The 23,884-nt window shown below is 38.3% G+C and carries 24 protein-coding genes; 13 read left to right on the top strand and 11 right to left on the bottom strand.

The genetic code is table 11. The annotated features are described in order from the left end of the window. Positions 1-9: 9 nt before the first annotated feature. Together ACOQO5_RS16905 and ACOQO5_RS16900 are read right to left on the bottom strand one after the other, a co-directional pair. Positions 10-1,791 carry a toxin-antitoxin system YwqK family antitoxin gene (locus ACOQO5_RS16905; RefSeq protein ID WP_420582870.1) on the bottom strand — a complete coding sequence of 594 codons (1,782 nt, stop codon included), beginning with the start codon at positions 1,789-1,791 and terminating at the stop codon, positions 10-12. A gap of 56 nt (positions 1,792-1,847) precedes the next feature. Next, on the bottom strand, positions 1,848-2,816 hold the full coding sequence (locus tag ACOQO5_RS16900) for a tryptophan 2,3-dioxygenase family protein (RefSeq protein ID WP_420582869.1): 969 nt from the start codon (positions 2,814-2,816) through the stop codon (positions 1,848-1,850). A gap of 294 nt (positions 2,817-3,110) precedes the next feature. Here ACOQO5_RS16900 and ACOQO5_RS16895 point away from each other — a divergent pair, with 294 nt between their 5' ends. After that, positions 3,111-4,298: an acyl-CoA dehydrogenase family protein gene (locus tag ACOQO5_RS16895; RefSeq protein WP_420582868.1), complete on the top strand. Its 1,188-nt coding sequence runs from the start codon at positions 3,111-3,113 to the stop codon at positions 4,296-4,298. Positions 4,299-4,349: 51 nt separating this feature from the next. Here ACOQO5_RS16895 and ACOQO5_RS16890 read toward each other — a convergent pair whose 3' ends face one another. Beyond that, the gene (locus tag ACOQO5_RS16890) at positions 4,350-5,075 is read right to left on the bottom strand and encodes a DUF1571 domain-containing protein (protein WP_420582867.1); all 726 of its coding nucleotides are present in this window, start codon (positions 5,073-5,075) and stop codon (positions 4,350-4,352) included. A 376-nt stretch (positions 5,076-5,451) separates the two neighbouring features. Next, positions 5,452-5,982, bottom strand: a complete 531-nt coding sequence (locus ACOQO5_RS16885) for a DUF2911 domain-containing protein (protein WP_420582866.1) — start codon at positions 5,980-5,982, stop codon at positions 5,452-5,454. A gap of 185 nt (positions 5,983-6,167) precedes the next feature. Between ACOQO5_RS16885 and ACOQO5_RS16880 the strand changes: the two genes are divergently transcribed. The 3 genes from ACOQO5_RS16880 (at position 6,168) to ACOQO5_RS16870 (ending at position 9,037) form a co-directional block, all read left to right on the top strand. Further along, a complete protein-coding gene (locus tag ACOQO5_RS16880) occupies positions 6,168-6,812 on the top strand; it encodes a DUF4290 domain-containing protein (protein ID WP_420582865.1) in 645 nt (214 codons plus the stop codon). Further along, the gene (murA, locus tag ACOQO5_RS16875; protein WP_420582864.1) at positions 6,813-8,117 is read left to right on the top strand and encodes a UDP-N-acetylglucosamine 1-carboxyvinyltransferase; all 1,305 of its coding nucleotides are present in this window, start codon (positions 6,813-6,815) and stop codon (positions 8,115-8,117) included. A 107-nt stretch (positions 8,118-8,224) separates the two neighbouring features. Then, positions 8,225-9,037 (top strand): SdiA-regulated domain-containing protein, encoded by an 813-nt coding sequence (locus tag ACOQO5_RS16870; protein WP_420582863.1) that lies wholly within the window; start codon positions 8,225-8,227, stop codon positions 9,035-9,037. Here the strand turns inward: ACOQO5_RS16870 and ACOQO5_RS16865 are convergent. After that, entirely contained in the window at positions 9,034-9,891 is an 858-nt protein-coding gene (locus ACOQO5_RS16865; protein WP_420582862.1) for a glycosyltransferase family 2 protein, read from the bottom strand. The genes ACOQO5_RS16870 and ACOQO5_RS16865 overlap by 4 nt on opposite strands. 58 nt (positions 9,892-9,949) lie before the next feature. On the opposite strand from ACOQO5_RS16865, the gene ACOQO5_RS16860 reads away from it, so the two are divergent. The 3 genes from ACOQO5_RS16860 (at position 9,950) to ACOQO5_RS16850 (ending at position 13,648) form a co-directional block, all read left to right on the top strand. Beyond that, positions 9,950-11,098, top strand: a complete 1,149-nt coding sequence (locus ACOQO5_RS16860) for a class I SAM-dependent methyltransferase (RefSeq protein WP_420582861.1) — start codon at positions 9,950-9,952, stop codon at positions 11,096-11,098. Positions 11,099-11,204: 106 nt separating this feature from the next. Further along, on the top strand, positions 11,205-12,995 hold the full coding sequence (locus tag ACOQO5_RS16855) for a tetratricopeptide repeat-containing sensor histidine kinase (protein WP_420582860.1): 1,791 nt from the start codon (positions 11,205-11,207) through the stop codon (positions 12,993-12,995). Then, positions 12,995-13,648, top strand: coding sequence for a response regulator (locus ACOQO5_RS16850; RefSeq protein WP_420582859.1), 654 nt, complete (start codon positions 12,995-12,997; stop codon positions 13,646-13,648). Before ACOQO5_RS16855 ends, ACOQO5_RS16850 begins: the two co-directional genes overlap by 1 nt. Here the strand turns inward: ACOQO5_RS16850 and ACOQO5_RS16845 are convergent. Together ACOQO5_RS16845 and ACOQO5_RS16840 are read right to left on the bottom strand one after the other, a co-directional pair. Continuing rightward, positions 13,645-14,205 carry a DinB family protein gene (locus tag ACOQO5_RS16845; protein ID WP_420582858.1) on the bottom strand — a complete coding sequence of 187 codons (561 nt, stop codon included), beginning with the start codon at positions 14,203-14,205 and terminating at the stop codon, positions 13,645-13,647. The genes ACOQO5_RS16850 and ACOQO5_RS16845 overlap by 4 nt on opposite strands. Before the next feature lie 70 nt (positions 14,206-14,275). Then, positions 14,276-14,863 (bottom strand): Crp/Fnr family transcriptional regulator, encoded by a 588-nt coding sequence (locus tag ACOQO5_RS16840; RefSeq protein WP_420582857.1) that lies wholly within the window; start codon positions 14,861-14,863, stop codon positions 14,276-14,278. 134 nt (positions 14,864-14,997) lie between these two features. On the opposite strand from ACOQO5_RS16840, the gene ACOQO5_RS16835 reads away from it, so the two are divergent. The 3 genes from ACOQO5_RS16835 to ACOQO5_RS16825 all read left to right on the top strand — a co-directional run bounded on the left by ACOQO5_RS16835 (position 14,998) and on the right by ACOQO5_RS16825 (position 18,098). After that, positions 14,998-15,216, top strand: coding sequence for a response regulator transcription factor (locus ACOQO5_RS16835; protein WP_420582856.1), 219 nt, complete (start codon positions 14,998-15,000; stop codon positions 15,214-15,216). Between the two features lie 585 nt (positions 15,217-15,801). Next, a complete protein-coding gene (locus tag ACOQO5_RS16830; protein ID WP_420582855.1) occupies positions 15,802-17,478 on the top strand; it encodes an alanine/glycine:cation symporter family protein in 1,677 nt (558 codons plus the stop codon). A 158-nt stretch (positions 17,479-17,636) separates the two neighbouring features. Next, positions 17,637-18,098 (top strand): OsmC family protein, encoded by a 462-nt coding sequence (locus tag ACOQO5_RS16825; RefSeq protein ID WP_420582854.1) that lies wholly within the window; start codon positions 17,637-17,639, stop codon positions 18,096-18,098. Positions 18,099-18,111: 13 nt separating this feature from the next. Here the strand turns inward: ACOQO5_RS16825 and ACOQO5_RS16820 are convergent, their stop codons facing one another. The 4 genes from ACOQO5_RS16820 to ACOQO5_RS16805 form a co-directional block, all read right to left on the bottom strand. Further along, complete coding sequence (locus ACOQO5_RS16820) at positions 18,112-18,570, bottom strand: hypothetical protein (protein WP_420582853.1); 459 nt, start codon at positions 18,568-18,570, stop codon at positions 18,112-18,114. Positions 18,571-18,786: 216 nt separating this feature from the next. Beyond that, a complete protein-coding gene (locus tag ACOQO5_RS16815; protein ID WP_420582852.1) occupies positions 18,787-19,299 on the bottom strand; it encodes a DUF4251 domain-containing protein in 513 nt (170 codons plus the stop codon). Between the two features lie 117 nt (positions 19,300-19,416). Then, positions 19,417-21,117, bottom strand: a complete 1,701-nt coding sequence (locus ACOQO5_RS16810; protein ID WP_420582851.1) for a SulP family inorganic anion transporter — start codon at positions 21,115-21,117, stop codon at positions 19,417-19,419. A 68-nt stretch (positions 21,118-21,185) separates the two neighbouring features. Beyond that, positions 21,186-21,806 carry a Crp/Fnr family transcriptional regulator gene (locus ACOQO5_RS16805; protein WP_420582850.1) on the bottom strand — a complete coding sequence of 207 codons (621 nt, stop codon included), beginning with the start codon at positions 21,804-21,806 and terminating at the stop codon, positions 21,186-21,188. 111 nt (positions 21,807-21,917) lie between these two features. Here ACOQO5_RS16805 and ACOQO5_RS16800 point away from each other — a divergent pair, with 111 nt between their 5' ends. The 3 genes from ACOQO5_RS16800 to ACOQO5_RS16790 all read left to right on the top strand — a co-directional run bounded on the left by ACOQO5_RS16800 (position 21,918) and on the right by ACOQO5_RS16790 (position 23,862). After that, complete coding sequence (locus ACOQO5_RS16800; RefSeq protein ID WP_420582849.1) at positions 21,918-22,463, top strand: YceD family protein; 546 nt, start codon at positions 21,918-21,920, stop codon at positions 22,461-22,463. Positions 22,464-22,475: 12 nt separating this feature from the next. After that, positions 22,476-22,667 (top strand): 50S ribosomal protein L32, encoded by a 192-nt coding sequence (gene rpmF / locus ACOQO5_RS16795; RefSeq protein WP_348117827.1) that lies wholly within the window; start codon positions 22,476-22,478, stop codon positions 22,665-22,667. A 196-nt stretch (positions 22,668-22,863) separates the two neighbouring features. Then, a complete protein-coding gene (locus tag ACOQO5_RS16790; RefSeq protein ID WP_420582848.1) occupies positions 22,864-23,862 on the top strand; it encodes a beta-ketoacyl-ACP synthase III in 999 nt (332 codons plus the stop codon). The last annotated feature ends 22 nt before the right edge of the window (positions 23,863-23,884 follow it).

Raw genomic sequence — 23,884 nt, 5'->3', positions numbered from 1 at the left:
GCACGGAATTTATCGAGACGAAGGTATGGGATTCTTTGTCTTTTTGAATCCGAGATAGCCAATATTTATTCCAAAGAAGATTGGCACATACGTACCGGATTGCTCAATGTCTTCGAATATGGGATCATAGGTGTTGCCACTGTATTGCGCCGAATAATCACGTTTGCCAATTCCTATACCAAAATATACATCGATAGTTAGTCCAGCATTAGCAGGATCTTTCAACCATCTGTCACCAATGAAAACACCATAGTAGTACCTGTTTTCCTTGGACTGCACTTCAGAAGTGTTGAGCGTACCTCCCTGACTTACATTTGCAGCATGCTTAATGAAATCTGCTCCAATTAAATGTCCGAAATAAAACATGCCAAGTGTCTGATCCTCGCTATAAAATTTTTGTCTGAACATTAGACTAGAACCCTTCGAAAACAATTCTCCCGTTGACATATTGCCATGATTCTCGAAAAACGGCTTCCTATGATAGGTGTAAATCAGTTCATACCCCTGCCGTTCTTGTAAATAGTATTCAACAGCCAGTGGCATGTAACCAAGCAGAGTATATAGTGGATTCGAGCCAAATATTACACCCTTGTATTCGTTGACTCTAGGTGTGAAGTACCGCGATTTTTTATTCTTAAACTTGTATTCAGGCTTTTCATAGTCTTCATCATTTGCCTGCTTCACGAAGGTCTCGCTTTTCAAAAATACTGGATTATTTTCCCCATAAACTGGCAAATAAGTTCCAGCTACTTCGCCATTCCGTTTGTACAATGTCCATTCTCCTTCTCTTCTTCCTTGAGATAATTGACCTTTCATTTTGAGGTTGCCATTGAGATAATATCCTTCATATTCACCTTTGCCCGTCTCATCAAAATTGGCTGATCCTTCTATATTTCCCTCCTCGTCGTAATAAGTCCATTTCCCAAAATTATAATCTCCTTTAAATTGACCACTGACTTTGAGATTTCCACTGATATAATATTCTTTGTATGCTCCGGTACCTTCATCAAACTCCCCTACACCTTTAGTCTCTCCAGACTCATAAAACATTTTCCAATAGCCATCTTTGATTCCATTTTTTTGAAGGCCTTCGGCACTCTTAGCACCATCCGGGTAATAATAAATCCAATTGCCTAGAGTCTGCCCTTTTTCATAGCCACCCTCTGCAGACAGATAGCCATTTTTATAGAAATATTTCCATGGTCCGGTTTTTAAACCCTGTTTGAAGTAACCTTCAGCCATTTTCTCCCCAGATTCAAAGTAATAGACCCAAAGACTGTCACTTTTACCTGCCTTATTAAGTCCTTTCATCTTTAATTGGCCTGACACATAATATTCTTTGTATATACCACTACCATTCTTGAAATCAGCTTGAGCTTTCAATCCACCCCCTTCATAGTAATAGCTCCAAACACCGACCCTAATACCGTCGTCATACTGACCTTTGCTTTTTAGGCTACCTGCTTCATAATAGTAGGACCATTCCCCACCCTTTTTGTTGTTGGATAAAATGCCTTCAGAACGCAGGTTGCCGTTTTCAAAATAATCCGACCAAATGCCGACTGTCCGACCGTGCAAAAACGATCCCGTTTGTCGGACTTTTCCATTTTCGAAATAGTAAGTCCAATCACCAGACGCTTTGTTTTTCAAATAGCTCCCTTCAGATTTTTTAGTTCCAGAAAGGTAAAACGAAGTATAAGGACCATTAAGTTTATTCGAAATGGTATCGTCAACAGTCAATATTTCTTTGAGCACTTGGCTGTCTTGATCGTAGTATGTCTTAATTATCACACCTTGAGCGCACGACAAAGCACTTATTAATGAAAATGATATGTAAAGAAATAACCTCAACCTTTGTTTTTAAAGACAGTCTCATCTACCCAACTCTTACCCCAATTGTCTTTTTCTTCTTGGCTCCATAACTCAGGAAAGAAAATGACTCGCTGAAATCTTGGCGGTAAGTACTTTTGCCAATTGGTTCCACCTGTAGCTGCAATCACTTCAGGGTCCCTTTGTAAATACCGTACGGCAGATTTGTAATGAGCCAATCTCCATTGGACATTCGACAATTGATCCAAATTTCTAAGTGCTTCTATTATAGTAGAAGCATTCTCAGCCGATCTGTAGTTCGATTCATACTTTTTCCAAATATTAGCTGTCTTATACCTACTTGCAAGCTGTAAAAACTCTTGTGAGTACTTGTTTTCAAACTGCTTGAGCGTCAGCGTTTTTTTTCCAGTTGCCAATTCAGTAGCTCCCCTTTTCCAATAAAGGTGATCGTACATCTCCTCTAAATCATCAGCTTTCATTTCGGGTCTTTTAGACTCTTCCACTAGATTCAATAAATCAGTACATGATATTTCAAACATCCTGATCTGAGCAGACTGAAACCCACTTGCTGGTAACAATGACATTCTAAAATCCAAAAATTGCCTCTGATCCATACCTTCGATCATCACATCAAAGGAATCCACTAAATGCAACAGATACCGATTAATACGATTGATCCTCAATAGAAATTTGTCAGCATCTACCTTATCATCAAAAGCAAGCTGCTCGATTTCATTCAAAATCAACTTGAAGTACAATTCCGTGATCTGATGGTATAGGATAAATATTTTCTCATCAGGAAATTGCGTTTTTGGATTTTGTAAACTGAGTAAAGTATCCAAGTGGATGTAATCCCAATAGGTGAGATAATCCGCATGCAAAAGTCCATCAAGATAGGATGATAAATCCTGCCCCATGGCTTCATACTTTTCTTCTAGTTTCTGGAGTTGATCCAATATTTTGCTATCAAATTTCGAATTTGTCATCTGGGTATTGTGTCGTTTAATGTTGTAAATTTGGGTCTAATTTTGAACAACCTACAAAGATCAAAAGTAATTATTAGGCAAACTACATGGAATCCATGTGATAATTACTCAAAAAATTGCCCTAAGCTGACATAGATCATTTTTTCATACAGATTTAAATTTGTCATTGATACGATTTTAACTTGTTAGAAAGAATATGACAGATTGCGAGCAGCAAATTTCATAATTACCTAAAACGGTAATATTTTGAGCCCTGAATGATTTAGTAAACAATTTTAAACAACAGCCCTTCTTATGAAATCAAATTTCACTGACGAATTCGAATCTCCAGATTTTTATCAAATCGATGATTTATTGACCGATGAACACAAAATGATCCGAGGCTCGATTCGGGATTTTGTAAAAAAAGAAATCACACCAAACATCGAAGATTGGGCTGAAAGAAACCACTTCGAATATCCGATGGTCAAAAAATTTGGAGACATCGGAGCCTTTGGCCCCACGATCCCTACCCAATATGGCGGTGGTGGCATGGACTACATCTCTTACGGTTTGATCATGCAAGAAATCGAAAGAGGAGACTCAGGCATGCGCTCAACCGCTTCCGTTCAAGGATCCTTAGTGATGTATCCGATCTACAAATTCGGAAACGAAGAGCAAAGAATGAAGTATTTGCCAAAACTAGCTTCGGGGGAATGGCTGGGATGCTTCGGGCTTACCGAACCTGACCATGGATCCAACCCAAGCGGTATGGTGACCAATTTCAAAGACATGGGAGACCACTACTTGCTAAACGGAGCCAAAATGTGGATTTCTAATGCACCCAAAGCAGATGTGGCCGTAGTCTGGGCAAAAAACGAAGAAGGCAGAATTCACGGACTTGTAGTCGAGAGAGGCATGGAAGGCTTTTCTACTCCTGAAACACACGGCAAGTGGTCCCTTCGTGCAAGCTGTACTGGTGAGCTGGTATTCGATAACGTGAAAGTGCCTAAAGAAAATTTATTACCAAACAAAAGTGGCCTCGGTGCGCCTATGATGTGTTTGGACTCAGCCAGATATGGCATCGCCTGGGGTGCTGTCGGTGCAGCGATGGATTGTTATGATTCGGCTAGAAGGTATTCACTCGAAAGAGTACAGTTTGACAAACCCATCGGTTCGTTCCAATTGATTCAAAAGAAATTGTCTGAGATGCTGACTGAAATCACCAAAGCACAACTGCTCAATTGGAAATTGGGAAAAATGTTTGAAGAAGGAAAAGCTACAACTCCAATGATCTCTATGGCCAAAAGAAATGCAGTAGCTACTGCATTAGACATTGCCAGAGAAGCGAGACAGATTCATGGTGGCATGGGTATTACTGGAGAATATCCAATGATGCGCCACATGATGAATCTCGAATCTGTGGTAACCTATGAAGGCACCCATGACATTCATTTGCTCATTTTAGGAAATGAGATTACAGGTATTCCTGCTTTTAAGTAAAAATCACTGATTAACTCTTCCAAAATTTAAAACTTTGGAAGAGTTTGGTTTTTAAAAACCATAACTTTCAAACCCTGCTGCAAATTCCGCCGGGTCAAATTTTGGATTGATAACGACTTCAGAATACACATACTGCTCGTAAACCCCCTTTTCATCAATCACCTCCATTTTAAGAGGAATGAATTTTTCAGCATCAATAACTAAATTGAGTTTTGGGGAATAATCATTGGGGATTTTGATGACCTGTCCTGGGTTCACATCCTCATAATCTTTGATTTTTGGATTGCACTCAAGAATCATATAGGCACTAAGCTTATATTTTGTAGCTACATCTTCTATAGTCTCTTGGTCGCTAATAGTGTAGTCTATAATTTCAAAGTAGGGATTGCTAAAAGAGATTTCAAAACTTCTCCGCCCTTGCTGATCGACCTCTCCATTGTACATCACCATTTTTTCAACCTCATGTTGATATTTATCACAGAGGAACTCCAAAATAGCAACTACATGATCAAATCCTGATTGGAAGATAGTATGGTGCTGATCATTGCGCATGATACCATCTCTAGGGTCTAGTTTTAGATTAATCCACGGAAAGCCATTAGGGTTGATCAAGGCTTTGTCATTATTTTCATTTTGTACATAGAGCACTTCCATGCCATCATTGGGAAATGACTGTCGTAAGTATACTCGATATGGGTTTTTCTGCATTTTGGTAAATGACACCTGTTTTTTCAGCTTGCCATCTATTCGTTCATGCTTGGTAATAGTATATGTCAAGGACTCAATTTGACTTGACGTTTCGAACATTCTCTTTGCAATACCATAGCCTGTTAGAGAATCCGATAATTGACCTGAAGAATAAAAATTAACTAAAAACAGTAACAGCGTGCAACAGCCAGTCCTTGTCATAATATGTTATTGATTAAGAAATCTGGCCCGTCCAAATTTGAATTGAATCACAAGCTAAGGAAAATAGCTGGCACATCGGTAATTGCCATAAAAAAACAGGTACTATTTGAATAGCACCTGTTTTTCATTTTTAACTGTTTTTGACCATTGGGGTTCAGAAGCGTCTCTTCTGACCTCATTTTATTATGAGTACATTTATAAGATGACACTTAACCTCAAAAAGTTGCACCCAGGGCCGAATTTTTTAAATCTTTATTGGAACAACTACTTTGGTGAAATCCCATATCATGGCTAAGTCTGCTCCGTCTCTGTTTTCAATTAACTTGATTAAAAACTGTTCTGCACATGAATCCGATTGCTGCACAGGCACTGTAACTTTTGCAATATCTAAACTATAATCCGGTTCCCATAATCCCCACTTTTCAGTCTCTGCATTGAGTACCACATCCCATTCCTCTGCTCTTGGTATAGTGTACAATCGATAACTTCCGGCATGGACAACCTTCGTACCGAAGGTGAAATTTTCAGAAAAAGTAATGATTGTAGGTTCATTGGCACCAGTTCGCCAATAGGTATCATAGGGCAAAAGCTCTCCAAATATTTCTCTACCCTTTTTAAAAGGTCTGCAATAATTCACCTTGATTTCAAAGTCCTTGGTTTTAAGTTGTGCCGTAGCGGAGGGGCTATGTTTCCTGGTGGTGGCTATCTGGTAAATAACTACTGTGGCAAATAGTAAAACAGCGGCTCCAACCACCCAGAGTAATTTTTTAATCATTATTTAGTTTTAGCGATATAGATAGAGTTAGTACTCCAAAATGAAAGGCTTAGTTTCAACCATCACACATTATCTAGTTGAATTGCTCAAATCGTCCGTTTTTTGATTGAAAAATATATTCAGTGCTATGTTATATTAATTAAAGGGTTAATTTTGAACCTTGCATAAAGCGCAAATCACATCTCATGATAGAATACAACACAATTAGAGAAGATGTCACTCTAAAAGAATACGGACGAAACGTCCAGGACTTAGTCGCTCATCTCAATACGATCGAAGACAAAGAAGAAAGATCGAAAAAGGCTGCTACAATGGTAGAATTGATGAAACAAATCAATCCTGCCATGCAAAACACACCAGAAGTGGAGCAAAAGCTCTGGGACGATCTTCATATCATTTCAAACTTTACTATAGATATTGACGGCCCGTTTCCTACCCCAAATAGAGAAATATTAGAAAAGAAGCCTGAAAAAATGGGCTATTCTAACAATGACATCACATTTCGACACTTTGGCAAAAACATTGAGCTATTGGTTGACAAAGCCATAACTCTAGAAGATGCTGAAGAACAAGAAGCTGCCATTATACATATTGGCAAATTGATGAAAACATTCATTTATTCTTACAATAGAGACTCTATTGAAGATGATGTGGTATACAAAAATATCCGAAAGCTATCCAACAACAAATTGGATATCGATATGGAAAAAGTGAAGGCTGGAAATCTATTTGAGCCTATCAGAAAAGAAAGACGTAACGATCGTGACAATAACGACCGAAACAGAAATCACAGAAACAAAAGAAATTCCAATCACAAAAGAAGAAGATAAATGGCTTCATTCCGGGTCGTTGGAGGTCATGCTCTAAATGGCGAAATAACCCCTCAGGGTGCCAAGAACGAATCGCTTCAAATTTTATCCGCAGTACTTCTAACTAAAGAAGTCGTTACTATTCATAAAATTCCTAATATCAGGGATGTCAATAAGCTGATAGAATTACTCCAGGAAATGGGGGTAAAAGTTAAGAAATTAGGAGAGGAATCATATTCCTTTCAAGCTGACGATGTAGATATTCATTTTCTGGAAACCGAGAAGTATCGTCAAATGGCGAGTTCTCTTCGAGGATCTATCATGATTCTTGGACCGATGCTCGCTCGATTCAAAAAAGGAAAGATACCCCAGCCTGGCGGTGATAAAATTGGCAGAAGAAGACTAGACACCCACTTTGTTGGATTTCAAAAACTTGGTGCCAAATTCAAATACGAAAAAAAGACGAGTTATTACAATATAGATGCCTCCCACTTGGAGGGCACGTATATGTTGCTCGACGAGGCCTCTGTCACCGGAACAGCCAATATTGTTATGGCGGCTTCTTTGGCCAAAGGGAAAACGACCATTTATAATGCAGCCTGCGAGCCTTACTTGCAGCAGCTTTGTAAAATGATCAATCGTATGGGCGGCAAGATCAGTGGAGTAGGCTCTAATCTATTGACCATAGAAGGTGTAGAAGAACTTGGAGGTACAGAGCATACTATGCTTCCTGATATGATAGAGATTGGAAGTTTTATTGGCTTAGCAGCTATGACAAAATCTAATCTCACCATCAAAAATGCCGGCATTGAACATTTGGGCATTATTCCTGACATATTCAAAAGGTTGGGCATTAAAATGGAATTTAAGGGAGATGATATTCATATCCCTGCGCAAGATCACTACGAAATTGAGACGTTTATTGATGGCTCTATCATGACCATCGCTGATGCCATCTGGCCAGGATTTACACCTGATTTATTGAGTATTGCCTTAGTTACTGCTACCCAAGCGAAGGGTACAGTCTTGATTCATCAAAAAATGTTTGAAAGCAGACTGTTCTTCGTTGACAAATTGATCGACATGGGAGCACAAATCATACTGTGCGATCCGCATAGAGCGACTGTCATCGGGCTAAACAAATCTGTGCCATTACGTGGAATTCAGATGACTTCTCCCGATATTAGGGCTGGTGTTTCCTTGTTAATTGCTGCGATGTCAGCCGAAGGCGAGAGTTTGATTCACAATGTGGAACAAATAGACAGGGGGTATCAGAATATCGATCAACGCCTAAATGCTATTGGAGCTATGATAGAAAGGGTTTAAGCTTATTAAATCTTCAGTAGCGTAAAATGAGAACTTTAACCTTAAGCCTGGTATTAATACTAAGCAGCCATTGGATTAGTACGCCAAAAGTGAAAAACGGGCACCCAATGCTCGAGCTCCTTTCAGTACATCAACTAGAAAAAAGCGACACACTAAATTTTGACTTAAGCGGAATTGCGCAAGTGTACAACTCCATTTATGTAGTCGCCGATAAGCCATGGAATACATTTCTTTACTCCCTATCATTCGATGAAAATAAATGGAATGCGGATAGTTCAAGAGAATTTTCAAGCACCGAGCGCTTAGATTTAGAAGCCATTGATTATTGCAAAGGAAATTTCTATTTAGCCAATGAATATACAGGATCAATCAATCTATTAAAACCAGAATCGAACGACTTAATTAAACTCCCCATCAATTTTGAAAAATACAACCTGGAACCTGGAACCTGGAAAAATGCAGGATGGGAAGGACTAACGATCGATTGTGATAGGCAAATCATGTACCTGGTGAAAGAACGCCAGCCCAGAAATATTATTAGCGTAGATATGAAAAACTGGAAAATTATAGAGCAGTTTGACATTCCACAACAGGATAGCAACGATTTTTCGGATGCCAAATTTCAGAATGGATACTTATACCTACTTGAGAGAAACGGGAATTATATCACCAAAGTGGATGTGATAAAAAAAGAAGTGATAGAAAAATATCATTATCAACATGTGGCGAGCCACCCTAATGGCAAACTCTATGCTAGAGAGAAATATGGAATGGCTGAGGCTCTTTTGCTATTTGACAAAGAAATTTGGATAGGCCTAGACAACAACGGTCATGAAGTTAGCGATCATGCAAAAAAGACCTATCAGATGAAAGGTAATACTCCAGTGATTCTAAAATTCAAAAGACCGGAAGGTTTTTAAAAGTAGAATCTAATATGCTTAAAAAGTAGGATTGGCTGGCTAAATGCTTTGACCATCCATTTAATAAAAATCAACTTTCTGGCTAATACACTGGTGTAAGTCATTTTAATAAAACAAAGGTTTTGGATCACCTTGTTTCCTTCCATTTGGGACAAAAGATCCTCATAAAATCGCATTTTAGAATAATGATCTGCCTCTTGAGTAAGACTTCTTTTCTGCAGTCTATATTCACTTCCTACGAAATTCAACTTTTCGCATCGCAAGCCCTTTTTCACTAGTGTCAACCAAAACATCATGTCTTCCCCATAATTCAAATTTTCTGGAAATCGAGTGCCTCCAATAGCTGTCCTTCTGACTAAAAAAGTATGAATTTGAGGGGTGTATAAAAAAAGATGTTCCATCGGTTGACTGTTCAATTCATAGACATTTAGCAGCCCCTTTTGCTGTAGATTATACCTCTGCATTTTCCGGAAGGAAAGGCCATTGCCAACCACTTGTGATCTACATGACACCAGATCCAGATGATTTTCATTGATAGCATCTAATGATAGTTTTAACATATCAGACAATAAGATGTCATCATCATCCAGGAACAAGACAAACTCACCTTTAGCCCATTCTAGTCCCTTGTTTCTTGAAGCTGCCACGCCAAGGTTGTTTTCGTTTCGAATGATTTGAATTTGATCATTGGCAAGCGCCAACTGTTCGATCTCAGCTAAGCATTCTTCATCAGAAGAATCATCTATGATTAAAATATTTAAATCTTTCACCCCTTGTCTCAATACGGAGTCAATAGCCATTTTTAACGTGACAGTTCGATTATAAGTAGGGATGATGACAGATACTTTACACATGATTGACTATTGTCACTCAAAAAAAGTCAAAAAATCGAGAACCTGTTACTTTTGCGCTATGAATAGCATCCAGAATTTTGTAGAAAAAGTGAGTGAGACCATAGATTCAAGTCAGTTCACCAAACTCACTTTGAGTAAACCAAGATACAAATCCAATGGGCTACAGAATATTTTCATTCGAGTGATAGATTTGAAGGGAGACCAAAGACTCACTTTCAATTATCGTCACCTAACTAAAGATCTCACAAAAAATTTTGAAGTAAACGAGGGGCTAAAGGAAATAGAAAGTCTACTGGATGACAAATTCAAACATGCTACATTACTCACGAGACAGGCCACCTGGCAGTTGATGATCAATAAAAAGGGCAAAGTAACAGTTATTGAATCAGAAGCCTCAGCATCCTCAAAGGCCAGCTCACACAACAGAGAAAAGCTAAAAAGAGCTCCACTAAACACTCCGTATCTATTCGAATTAGGCATTACCACTTCCAATGGTGATCTGATTCCAAAAATGGCAGATAAATATCGCCAGATCAATAAGTATCTGGAAATTATGGAGCACCAAATAGAAACGAATGTCAAAAAGAAAAAACTAAAGCTAGTGGATATGGGGTCTGGTAAAGGCTATCTAACATTTGCTCTTTATGATTTTTTACAACGAGAAAAGGGCTATGATGTATCAATCACCGGCATTGAACTCCGCCAGGAACTCGTTGACTTTTGCAACGAAAAAGCTAAAAAATGCGATTTCAAAAAACTACAGTTTATTAATCAAAGAATTGAAGAATTTGATGATGGTCATATTGACATCTTAATTGCTCTGCATGCCTGCGACACAGCTACAGACGATGCATTAGCGAAAGCCATCCTCGCAAAATCTGATCTCATTGTATGTGCTCCTTGCTGTCACAAACAAGTTCGTCAGCAAGTAAAAGGTAAAACGCAGGAAAATCCATTATTGCAATATGGCATTTTTCAGGAACGGCATTTCGAAATGGTCACAGATACATTGAGAGCTCTCATTCTAGAACAACATGGCTATGAGTCCAAAGTCTTCGAATTTGTATCGAACGAACATACTAGAAAGAACATCATGCTCATAGGCGCTAAATCAGAAAAGGTCAATACTCAACTAGCCGCTGAAAAAATTAATGAGCTAAAAAAAGAATATCACATCGACTTTCAATACTTAGAGCAATTGGTTTAAATTAGTACTAACCAGTTCAACCAGCGAATCAAGCTTTTATCTACTTGAAAAGGAAATAGCCATGTTCGCTTATCGCTTAATAAAATTTCCAAGATCATTATGGTCTATGGTATTTCTGTTTACGGCATTAAATACTACCTCAAGTGCCCAAGGTCAAACCATTGACCAACTGACAACATACATTTCAAATTGCGAGGAATCTAAATGCTTAGATACGTTGCTGACTGTTGACTTACAGTCATTTACAAATGATACGGACAAAAGCAAAACCTTACTAAAATCAGCTTTGGATAAGGCTGATTCATTCAATTATGCTTCAATCATACCCAAATTAATCAATCAACTGGCACTAATTTTCTACTATCAAGGAGCATACGATTCCAGTTTTCATTACCGAATAACCGGCATCAAACAACTTGAAGAAATGGAAGATTGGACAATGGCAGGGAGGCAGTATGCAGAACTGGGATATCAGTACAAGCGAATAAACTTGGATAAGGGATTTGAATACATGCGCAAAGGAATAGATCTATTAGTCAGTACGCGAGACTCCATAGGACTAGCAAATGCTCACAACAACTTTGGGGTGCTTCACGAAATGGACCATAACCTAGATAGTGCCATGTTTTACTATACTTCAAGTTTGAACTACAAAATAATCCTAAATGACTCGCTGGGCATACCGTACAGCCTTGAGAATATTGCCAATATTCAAATTGCGCAGCAATCGTACAAACAAGCTGAAGACAATTTGAGTAAAGCACTTCAAACTCGTTTAGAAGTCAATGACCAGCAGGGTTTACTCGGGAACTACATCAATTTGGCCGAACTCTACTCGCATACCAAAGACTACAACAAGTCTATTTCATTTTTTAACAAAGCATTGCAAATAGAACAACATATCGGGCATCCCTATGCTGCTCAATATTGTTATGAAAAGATAACAGCGGTCTATCGCAGACTCAATCAATTTGAAAATGCACTTGACGCTCACATTCAATATTCATTGATAAAGGACAGTATATCCAATGTGCAAAATATTAAAAATGTAGAATCACTAACAATTCAATATGAAACCGAAAAAAAGGAGAAAGAAATTGAGCTGCTATCTGTAGAAAATCAGTTAAAGGAGACTGAAATCCAAGCAGCCAACAATCGCTTTTTTGCTACTGCTGGCACTTCTGGGCTTATACTTCTATCCGCCTTTCTATTTTTTAACAGGTATCAACACAAGCAACGAGCTCTTCTCGCAGAAGAAAAAGCAAATAATCAGAAACTTGGGTTTAAATCACTCATTGAAGGGGAAGAAAAAGAACGAAAACGAATTGCTCAAGAATTGCATGATGGACTTGGACAGTTATTATCTACAGCGCGACTTAATGTATCTGCTATGGAGGATAGGGTTGAAAACATAGTAAATCAGCAATGGGAAAATTCTATCAAACTAATTGATGAAGCCGTCACAGAAGTCCGTCACATATCTCATAATATGATGCCAAATGCCTTGATATCCATTGGTTTCGAAGCAGCAGTCAAAGAGCAAATACATATCATCAATGGAGCAGGTAAAATACATGTCCATGCTCATTTCCCAGAAGAAAAATTGAGCCTCGGAGAAAGTGAAGCAATTGCACTTTATAGAGTCATACAAGAGGTGTTAAATAATGCCATCAAATATGCTGAAGCAAAAAATATCTGGTTGAGCATCACAATAAACGGTGAAGTAGAAATCTCTATTAAGGATGATGGAAAGGGATTCGACACCGAATTGATTCAGGATAGTAGAGGTATTGGCTGGAACAATATAAAATCGAGAATGGAAATATTAAATGGAGAAGTGCGAATCAAATCAAAAGTCAACGAGGGATCTGAAATCTTCTTAAAACTAGCCATCTAATGGAAAAGGATACTTATAATATTTTGATTGTAGATGATCATCAAATGTTTATTGATGGTATACAATCTTTGCTTATTGGCCAGGATAAATATGTTATAATTCACAGCGCTAATGACGGGCAAACAGCATTGGATCTCTTGGCTGCACATGAAGTGGACATTCTGATTTCTGACTTAAGCATGCCTGGAATGAGTGGTGCAGAGTTAGTTAAAATAGTAAAAGAAAAATATCATGACATCAAGGTATTGGTCCTATCCATGCATAACAATAGAGAAACTGTAGGAGAAATTCTCATGTCGGAAGCAGAAGGATATGTACTCAAAAACACTGGCAAAAAAGAGTTACTCCTAGCCCTAGATCGCATTACTGATGGAAGTACTTTTTATAGTAAAGCAGTGATGTCTTTGATGCTGGAAAAAATTCAAAAACAAAAACAAGTAATAGAAGAAACTCAATGCCTTACTGAACGTGAATTGGAGATTTTGCAACTCATAGTTCAAGAATTCTCTAGCGAAGAAATCGCGGATCGTTTATTCATCAGCAAACGTACAGTAGACACGCATAGAAAACACATATTAAAAAAAACAGAGTCTAAAACTATCGTTGGTTTGATCAAATTTGCTTTCAGAAATGAGTTGGTATCCCCTACTTAGGTCACGGTCTCCATTTGCTGCAATACCTGCTGAGCTTGAATAATATGTCGCTGATTGTGACCAATTAAAAACCTAAAAGCATCTCCTAACTTAAAAGTTACTATGGACCCTATAGCAGAGGTGATTTTAATTTTATTTAGGTCTAAGGTTTTGCTTTTTTCAAGCGCATCAATTAGATAGTCCTGATCTTCGATAAATTTTGACAGCGTATCATGCTGGACATTGATTTCAGGAACGAACTTTCTCATCGTTTTCATGGGTGAAGGGATGGTTCCATCGTCTTTGGGTTTAATCATTTTCACAAAGTAATTCCCCATCCACCCCGGTTTGAAGTCTGATCGATCCGATGGAGCCGCATTCGTCAGCTTATTATCAAATTGCGCAATGTAATGTGCATCCGCTATATTGAGATGCTCTATGCACTCCAATACACACCACTTTTCTGGACTTGGCTTAGATAGTAAATCAGATTTGCTTAATGAAGAAAATTTTAATGCTTCATTTTTTACTTCTTGTGTATCAGCAATGAGTGAGTTGATTAGTTCTAATTTGTTCATGTCGCTTATTTTTTGGTAAAAGTAGATGGTCATTCGCTTTGAAAAATTGATCTAAATCAAGAAAGTCAACTCATTCTCTTTTTTCTAGTTTTTGCTTTCTCATTCGACTAAACGTCTCAGGTGTCATGCCGACATAGGAAGCCAGATGTTTTTGTGAGACCAATTGAAAAATGTGAGGGCTCTGTTCAAACAAACGATCAAACCGCTCTTCAGCTGAAAAGCTCCTCACCTCCACCTGCCTTCTTCCTATACCGATGAGCATTTGAGCATTAAATATTCTCCCCCACCGCTCTACGGATTTGTACAGATCAAACATTTGCATTAAATCTGAATAACCAATCCTCAACAGTTCTGTATCTGTTGTGGCCTGCATACTCCAGTCGGCTGGCTGTTGCTCCAAAAAAGAGTCATAGGCACCCGAAAAATCGCCATCATAGGTAAAACCAACACTCACGTCAATGCCATTATTAATCATAAAAGCCCTAAGCATACCGCTATGAACAAAGTAGAAGTGTTTCTCAGTTTGCCCAGCTTTAATAATGTACTCTCCTTTTTTAACCGCGAGCGGTTTCCAGCGGGCAGAAAAATCCAACCACTCCTCATCGGTGAGCAAGGAAAGCTGACTTACCTTTTGTTTTAAATGTGACTTGGCATCCATAGGTAACAGTAAATCTAAAGCGAAAAGATGTTTTCTGAATACAATAAATGAGTAGACTTAAATATCCCTATCAATACGGATTGCAGTCTATCAGAGATCTAACAATATTTGATAACCCATAAGATTTCCTCTTAATGAAACTATCTGATCGCGAAAAAGAAATCCTATCCTTGATAGTCAAAGAACTGTCTTCTCAGGAAATTGCCAAAAAATTAAAAATCAGTGTGAGAACCGTGGATACTCATAGAAAACACATCGGCAAAAAACTACAAACCAAATCCTTAATTGGGTTAACCAAGTACGCCATTCAAGAGGGTATGATTGAAGGATTTCGCTATTCAGGGAAGAAATAAGCTAAATATACCTACTTCTAGGTATTCCATTTAGCTCATTCCGGGCTTAATATTACTTAAGCAAATTCTTATGAAGCATGAAAATCTTAAAGCTGGTATTTTCAATCCTTATCTATTTGCTCACCATCACAATACTTGTATGACGTTCAATCTTGGTGAGTAGAAATTGATTTAGTGGCTCTAAAGTTACAGGTGGAGCTAGTGAGAACCTCCTGACTGCAAAGTCGGGAGGTATTTTTTTACCTTTCCGATTGTTTGTCAGACTGACCCAAAGGACTAAAGAACATAATCAATCCCTGGCATAAGGAAGCAATTAGTATCAAATACAAATAATCTTCAAACGACATAAACGTAGTTCTTTTGATTGAATAAGGTCTAATACCCCAAAAACCACTACGTTCGCATTAAATTCCCTTTCCATTTGCTCAAAGAAGACATTTTACTCAATTAAACATTGGGTCTAAATAAGGGCAGAATTATCAAATTCCTACCATTCGCATAATATATCCTTACTCCGTTTTATTCCTTATCAGTTTTTATATTTTTGTCTGTCACAACTAAACAAAAAATATTTAACCCCGGCTTATGCAGCAACTCAACGATTTTTTACTTCTCATCGATAGTTTTATAGGAAGTGCCTTCTGGTTTCCTTATGCCCTGCTCGGCACGGGACTTTTCTTTACCATTTATTTAAAATTTCCGCAAATCAGATATTTTGGATTCGCAGTCAAGGTGGTCAAAGGAAAATTTGACAAATCTGATGATGAAGGAGACACTTCCCACTTTCAAGCTCTTGCTACAGCATTATCCGGCACAGTAGGTACTGGAAATATCGCCGGAGTGGCATTGGCCATTCATATTGGTGGGCCTGCCGCGCTTTTTTGGATGCTAATGACTGCTGCAGTAGGTATGTGTACAAAATTTGTAGAAGTCACCCTTTCACATAAATACAGAGAAAAAACAGCAGATGGCACCATGGCCGGTGGCCCAATGTACTTCATGAAGAATAAAATGAACATGAAGTGGTTAGCTGCTGCGTTTGCTGTTGCAACTGTTCTTTCTTCATTTGGTACAGGAAGTTTACCACAGGTAAATAGCATATCAAATTCACTCAATGCCACTTTTGGCATTGACCATATGGTAACAGGGGGTGTATTGGCCTTTCTTTTGGCCATTGTTATTATTGGTGGTATCAAAAGAATTGCAGCGGTAACAGAAAAGCTAGTACCAGGAATGGCATTGATTTATTTCATTGGCGCTTTTGCTGTGATTTTCTATAATATCAGCAACGTAGGCTCATCTTTTGTTTCAATTTTTGCCGATCTATTCACGGGTTCTGCTGCTTCAGGTGGTTTCTTGGGTGCGTCTATCGCTTTTGCCTTCAATAGAGGTGTGAATCGTGGACTCTTTTCAAACGAAGCTGGACAAGGTAGCGCACCTATCGCACATGCCTCAGCTAAAGGCCATGAACCTGTGTCTGAAGGTATGGTAGCCATTCTGGAGCCTTTCATCGATACGATTGTGATTTGTACAGTGACTGGTCTTGTGCTGCTCTCTTCAGGAGTTTGGAATGAAAAACACGTCAATGACTTTCAGGTATCTGATATGAGTATCGTAGTAGGGTCTGAATACACTGATCAAACAGAAGCTGGTAAAACTCAATTATTTGGTCATATTTCAGGTGAAGCCCCACTACCAGTTTTCTCAGGTGAACTTGAAATTGACAATGGCAACATAAAAAATGATATTGCTATTATCCATGCCCGATCATTAGCTGAGGACGTAAGTATATTGAAAGATGGTAAGCCATTTTCAGGTTCAGTAAATATTCTAAATGGTAAGCCTAACAACCTTAGTGTGACTTTTACAGGAAAATCACTGGTGCATAGTGCTCCACTTACCACTATAGCATTTACACGAGGATTTTTTGGAGATTGGGGACAGTACATCGTATCTATTGGTTTGTTATTGTTTGCTTTCAGTACAGCCATCTCGTGGTCTTACTATGGAGATCGTGCTATGACTTTCCTTTGGGGAAGTGGATCTGTGAAATACTATAGGATGGTATATGTTGTTGCCTTCTTTTTTGCGGCCTTTACTGACACCACCATTATTTGGACACTCTCAGCTATCACCATTGCGGTAATGACACTACCTAACTTGTTTGGGTTGATCTACCTGAGAAAAGACATGAAATCAACCCTTGACGAATTTTGGGTTAATTTCAAAAAAGAATATCCGGACGAAAAGACACCAGAATGATATAACAAGAAGCTGTCTCAAAAGTCATTGTATACGTCATCACGAGTGCAACGAAGTGATCTTATTGTTCGGACACGCATCGAATCGAAAGATTGCTTCACGGAGTTCGCAATGACGAGCTACTTTTGAGATAGCTTTATTTTTTTTGATCTAATATCATGAAAACACATACCTTCCAAAGTCAACTCAAATGGACTGGTAATAGAGGGCAAGGAACCAAAAACTATAAAGCTTATGATCGTTCTTATACCGTTCAGGCAGAAGGTAAACCTACGATCCAAGGATCTTCCGACCCCGCTTTTATGGGAGACCCAACTAAATACAACCCAGAAGAGTTGTTCTTATTTTCATTGAGCAGCTGCCATATGTTATGGTACCTACATCTCTGCGCAGTAGAAGGTATCATAGTTACGGACTATCAAGATCTCGCTGAAGGTATGATGATGGAAGACACTGATGGAAGTGGAGCGTTTAAAGAAGTTTTACTTCGACCGAAAGTTACAATTGCTGATCCGTCTAAAAAGGAATTGGCCTTGCAGCTTCACCACAAGGCCAATCAAATGTGCTTCATTGCAAATTCTTGCAAGTGTGCCGTCAAACACGAAGCATTGATCCACTAAATTCCAAAATCAGCTATTTCTTTGCAGTGATGCGATCCCAAGTGAAAGTGTGTACTTCCACAGGCTCACTGTCATACATATTGTCAAAAATTTCTTCTACTACTAAAAAACTGGCTTCATTCTGTTCGTTTTCGTATCCTAGCATGAAAAACTCCCATACTTCTCCGTCCAATTCAATATCGAGCTCATATACCGATAAAACATTCAAATCCCCACCAAATTTATCAATGAACTCTTTGGCCTTATTTTCCTCCACTATTTTTGCGGTACTGCGCCACAATTCCCCTGATTTCACAAATGCCCTAACATCCAATGTACCACCATATTTATGATGATGAGGGTGTTGATGAACCACAAAATGATCAAAATCCTCAAGCACTGGTTCACTTTTGAATTTGCCCGAATAAAACTGTCCTTGGACATTTACAACGGTTATCAGGCTGATGATTAAAATTGTGGCTAAGGTTTTCATCTTTTGATTGCTTGAAAGATTATTTATTAGGCTTTCAAAACGCTTAATTAGCTAGCTCATACAAATCAGACAATTTTTTGTCATTCGTTATGGGTGCAATCGATGAATGAATAAAATTATTCGACGGGAAATTAACGTATATTGATATAATGCAATTTTTTATTGCTTTTATTATCATAAAGGCAACTGATTACAGAAATAATACTGAATGTTATCTTATTCCAAACCAGTGATCTTTCCAGTATAGGATATCAAATTTCTTTGGGTGCTCCTAATAGAAAGTGTGGCTGATTTATTCGCTTGAATAGTAAATACACAACTCAGCAGTTCTCCCCTTGTAGACCCGACTTGGAAGCTATAAACTATTCTAAACTTCTTTTCATTAATTTTTACTTCTTCTCTCTCTAAGCGCATATTTTCTATGGTAATTCCAGCATCGCCACTCAAAGTAGCCACTTGCGCAACTCCGAAATACGGTAAGCGAGCATTTATCGTATCTCTCTTTTGAACGTATGCATTCGGATTACTCATTAAGTCGATACGCATGCCTTTTTGAGTATCTGCCCAATCTGCTTCAAAACGAAAGTTTTTCTCTTCAAAAAACTCTTTTAACTCAGCAAAGGACTTGGCTTTCAATTCTTTCTTTTTCTGTTTCTTTTCTGCTCTAGATTGAGCTTCTGACACGTGAGTAAACCCTAGAATTAATGTAAAGAAGATTAAGTATTTCATATGAATAGAATTAAAAACATTTAAAGGCCCATGGATTGGATTTTCAATCAATAAAACAACAATCAAGCCTAAACCAACAATTGATGAAACAATAAAAAGATTCAATAATGACCAAATCTATTTGGCATTAGTTTGGAAAACCAATTTCTGCTTATCCGTGTGGTCTGATAAAGCATCTTCTATGCAATCATGAATACGAGCCATACCCACTTTGTCCATCAACCCAGTTTTGAAAAGCTTATCACGAACTGGCCCAATGATACTCACCATATGAAACTCAACGTCACAATCATTTAGGTGATTGATAATATCCTCAAGCCCTTCGATACCACTTGAATCAATGTCTATCATGCTTTGCGCATCTAGAATGAACTTTTTCGTGGTTGGCTTTTCTTTAATAAGCTGTTCAACCTTCGATTTCAATGATCCCACATTGGCAAAAAATAATCGAGCATCAAACCTGAGTATACTCACATAAGCATCATCAATGGCTGCATCAAACCGATCCAAGTTTCTAAAAAAATTCGTACCTGACACTCTTCCCAAAACAGCCATATGAGGAGCAGATGTTTTATATACCAACACTACAAGTGATATTAGGATACCAAAACCTATGCCCCACTCGATGCCCAAAATCAATGTCCCTAGAAATGAGGAAAGTAACATGACAAAATCGTATCTGTCAGTCTTCCACAAGTTCTTGGCTAGATTAAAATCAATCAATCCCAATACTGCCACGAAAATAATTGCTCCCAGCACCGCATGAGGCAAAAACTGAAATACTGGCATCAAGAATAACAATGCCAACACTACAATAATAGCCGCTATCACAGAAGCCAAAGTGGTTTTAGCACCTGAAGATTCATTCACTGCTGATCGACTAAAACTTGCGGTAGAAGGAAATGTCCTGAATAGCGATCCTATCACATTCGCTAATCCCAAACTAACCAATTCCTGATTGGCATTTATGTCATATTCAGCTTTGTGTTTGGATTGTAGCCTTTGGCCGATTGAATATATTTCTACAAAACCCATCAGAGCTAATGTTATGGCCAATGGCAAGAATTCACCCCAAGGTAAGCCACTGACTGTTGGGATTGAAAATTCGGGTAGCCCACTAGGCAAGTAACCTACTAAACTGATTCCTAGTTTATCCAATTGAAAATAATAGGATATACCCATTCCCAAAAGCACTACAACTAGACTCAATGGAATCTTTGAGGTTATTTTTTTCCCAATTACCAAAATCAACAGACTTACTAATGAAATCCAAAGTGTAGGAAAGTGAATTTGATCAATATGCAGGAAGTAATAAATAAATTCATCTAGAAGGCCAGAAACTCCTTCCAATTGAACCCCAAAAAGATATTTGAGCTGCTTGATTGAAATAATAACAGCCGCAGCAAACGTAAATCCCAGGATGACTGGTTTCGAAAGAAAATTTGCTATAAAACCCAATTTGAGAATTCCCATACTCAATTGAATAGCACCTACCAATAAAGTTATAGTAGCTACTACCAGAATGTACTCGCTAGTTCCTTCAACTGCAAAAGCGCTCGCTCCAGCTACTAATATGAGTGAGTCCATCGCCACCGGACCTACGGATACATGCCTGGACGAACCTATAAGTGCGTAAATGATGGTCGGAACAATAGCGGTATACAATCCATAAATTGGAGGCAAACCTGCGATCATCGCATAAGCCATTCCTTGCGGAATAAGCATCACACCTACTACTAATCCAGCGAACAGATCTTTTTTAAACCATCCGACAGAATAGGACTTGAGTGAATCAACAATGGGGAATGGGTTCTTCATTTACTAGTTGGATTAACAAGGGCAAATGTACTGGTTCAAAATTTCACTAAAAGTAACCATTGTTACACTTAAAGTACTTCGATCATATTTCTATGTAATTCTATTTGCCCTTCTTGTTCTAGCTTTTTAAGCAATCTGGATATCACCACCCGAGATGTATTCAAATCTGTCGCAATCTGTTGGTGAGTTTTTCGAATACTAAAATCGCCTGCACTTTGTTTGCAATCCAGTAAATAACTCATCAATCGTTCATCCAACTTCATAAATGCCAAGGAATCCACTGCGTTTAGCATTTCTTCGAATCGGTCATTATATGAACCAAACACGAATTCTCTCCAGGAGGCAAACTTCATCCAATCATCCATACAGTGCAATGGAATCATTACAACTTCCGCATCTTCTTCCACGACTGCTTTGATTTCACTTTTCTTCTGATTCATGCAACAGGTCAAACTCATCGCACAAGTGTCACCTCCACCCAGAAAGTATAAAAAAAGTTCTCGCCCTTGAGAATCTTCTCTGACTACTTTTATTGTTCCGGACAATACCAAGGGAATATCTTTCAAATAGCTCCCAAAGTCAATGAGTACCTTGCCTGCTTTATACTTTCTTAAGTGGCCCATTTGGCTGATTTCTTCCATCAACTCTGGTTCTAATCTTTGAGTATATTGATCAAGAGCTTCGTACATTGTATTTGGTATTTCTTCGTCCTAATGAATTCCTTCCAAATTTCTGGATAAGATTTTAATTATTAACAATATATATCTAAATTTGCGCACTCATTTCCTATATAAGGAAAAATGAAAGAAAACAGACAATATAAAATCGACATTTTCGGACTCAAAATAGGGGTTCATGAATTTGATTTTGAGTTTGATAAGAAGCTCTTTGAAAATATTGAAGACAGTGTAATTGAATCTGGTCACGGAAAATGCACCGTGGTACTGGATAAGAAAGAAAGACTGATTTCAATGGATTTTAAAATTGAAGGAGTAATTGAATTGATTTGCGACAGAAGTCTTGAGTCATTTGATTTCCCCGTCAATATCGAAGAAAACTTGATCGTGAAATACGGTGAGGAATACGACGACAGCGAGGATGAACTTTTGGTGATTCCAGATACGCAAGAAAGTCTCAATGTAGAATCAAACATCTACGAGTACTTAACGCTAGCTGTCCCGATGAAAAAAATTCACCCGGATTTTCAAGATGAAGAAGAAGATGAAGAGTATGAATTAGCTTTAGTGTATAGTTCGGAAGAAGAAGACACTAGTAGCAAAGAAGAAAATGAAGTGATTGACCCAAGATGGGCCGCACTCAAAAATATTAAGGATTTAAAGAAATAAAATAATAGAAAGATGGCACATCCAAAGCGTAAAACCTCGAAGCAGAGAAGAGACAAGAGAAGAACGCACTACAAAGCAGAAGCTAAAAACTATGTAGTTTGCGCTACAACAGGTGAATCTCACTTGCCTCATAGAGCTTACTGGCACGAAGGCAAATTGTACTACAAAGGCAAAGTAGTGATCGAAAAAGAAGTATTAGCTTAATATTTCTTTTGAACTTTATTAAAATATATGGAGTCTGCTTTTTTAAGCAGACTTTCTGTGTTTTATATGAGGTATGCACGCATACTATTTTGATAATCCAATCTCACTACCAAAAGCCAATTAATTCATTAAATTGCCAACGCTTTTTGGCTATTCGCCAAATGGCTTGACCAGTTCAAAAGAATAAAAATTTCAAATGACTAAAATAAGAGCAGCAATTACAGGTGTTCAAGGTTATGTTCCAGACTATGTGCTGACGAACCAAGAACTCGAAACCTTTGTAGATACTAGCGATGAGTGGATCACTTCTCGAACCGGTATCAAAGAAAGAAGAATCCTAAAAGGAGAAGGACAAGGTACTTCTGTAATTGGCATTGAGTCATCTAAGGTTTTACTCGAAAAAACGGGTACTGACCCCAAAGACATTGATCTTATCATTTGTGCAACAGTCACACCTGACATGCCATTCCCAGCTACCGCAAATATTATCGCGGATCAAATAGGAGCCATCAACTCTTTCAGTTATGACATTGGAGCTGCCTGTTCTGGATTTCTTTATGCACTAACTACTGGTTCTCAGTTTATCGAAACTGGCAAATACAAAAAAGTCTTGGTTGTAGGTGCGGATAAAATGTCTTCGATCATCAATTATAAAGACCGCACCACCTGTATCATATTTGGTGACGGCGGTGGTGCTGTACTGCTAGAACCAACTACTGAAGAATTCGGTGTGATGGATTCTATTTTAAAAGCAGATGGGTCTGGAGCTCAGTATTTGAATATGCCTGGTGGTGGAAGTAGAATGCCGGCCACCGTTGAATCCGTGCAAGCAGACAAACACTACGCTTTTCAAGAAGGCTCTGCGGTATTCAAATTTGCAGTGACTAATATGGCTGATGTGGCTGCAGAAATTATGGAGAAAAACAACCTGACTGGTGACGATATCGCTTGGTTAGTTCCACATCAAGCCAACAAAAGAATTATTGATGCCACGGCTCGACGAATGGAAGTCGATGAAAACAAAGTAATGCTCAATATTGAAAAATATGGCAATACCACCAGTGGCACATTGCCTCTCTGCCTTTGGGACTATGAGAAGCAATTGAAAAAAGGTGACAATGTAATTCTCGCCGCTTTTGGTGGGGGATTCACTTGGGGTTCTATTTATTTGAAATGGGCCTACGATTCTAAATAAGACAACATTAAAAAGTAATAAA

Source organism: Reichenbachiella sp. (genome assembly GCF_965223055.1).
GTDB lineage: Bacteria > Bacteroidota > Bacteroidia > Cytophagales > Cyclobacteriaceae > Reichenbachiella.
Note: the sequence above shows the minus strand (reverse complement) of the source record. Positions and strands in the feature narration are given on the sequence as shown.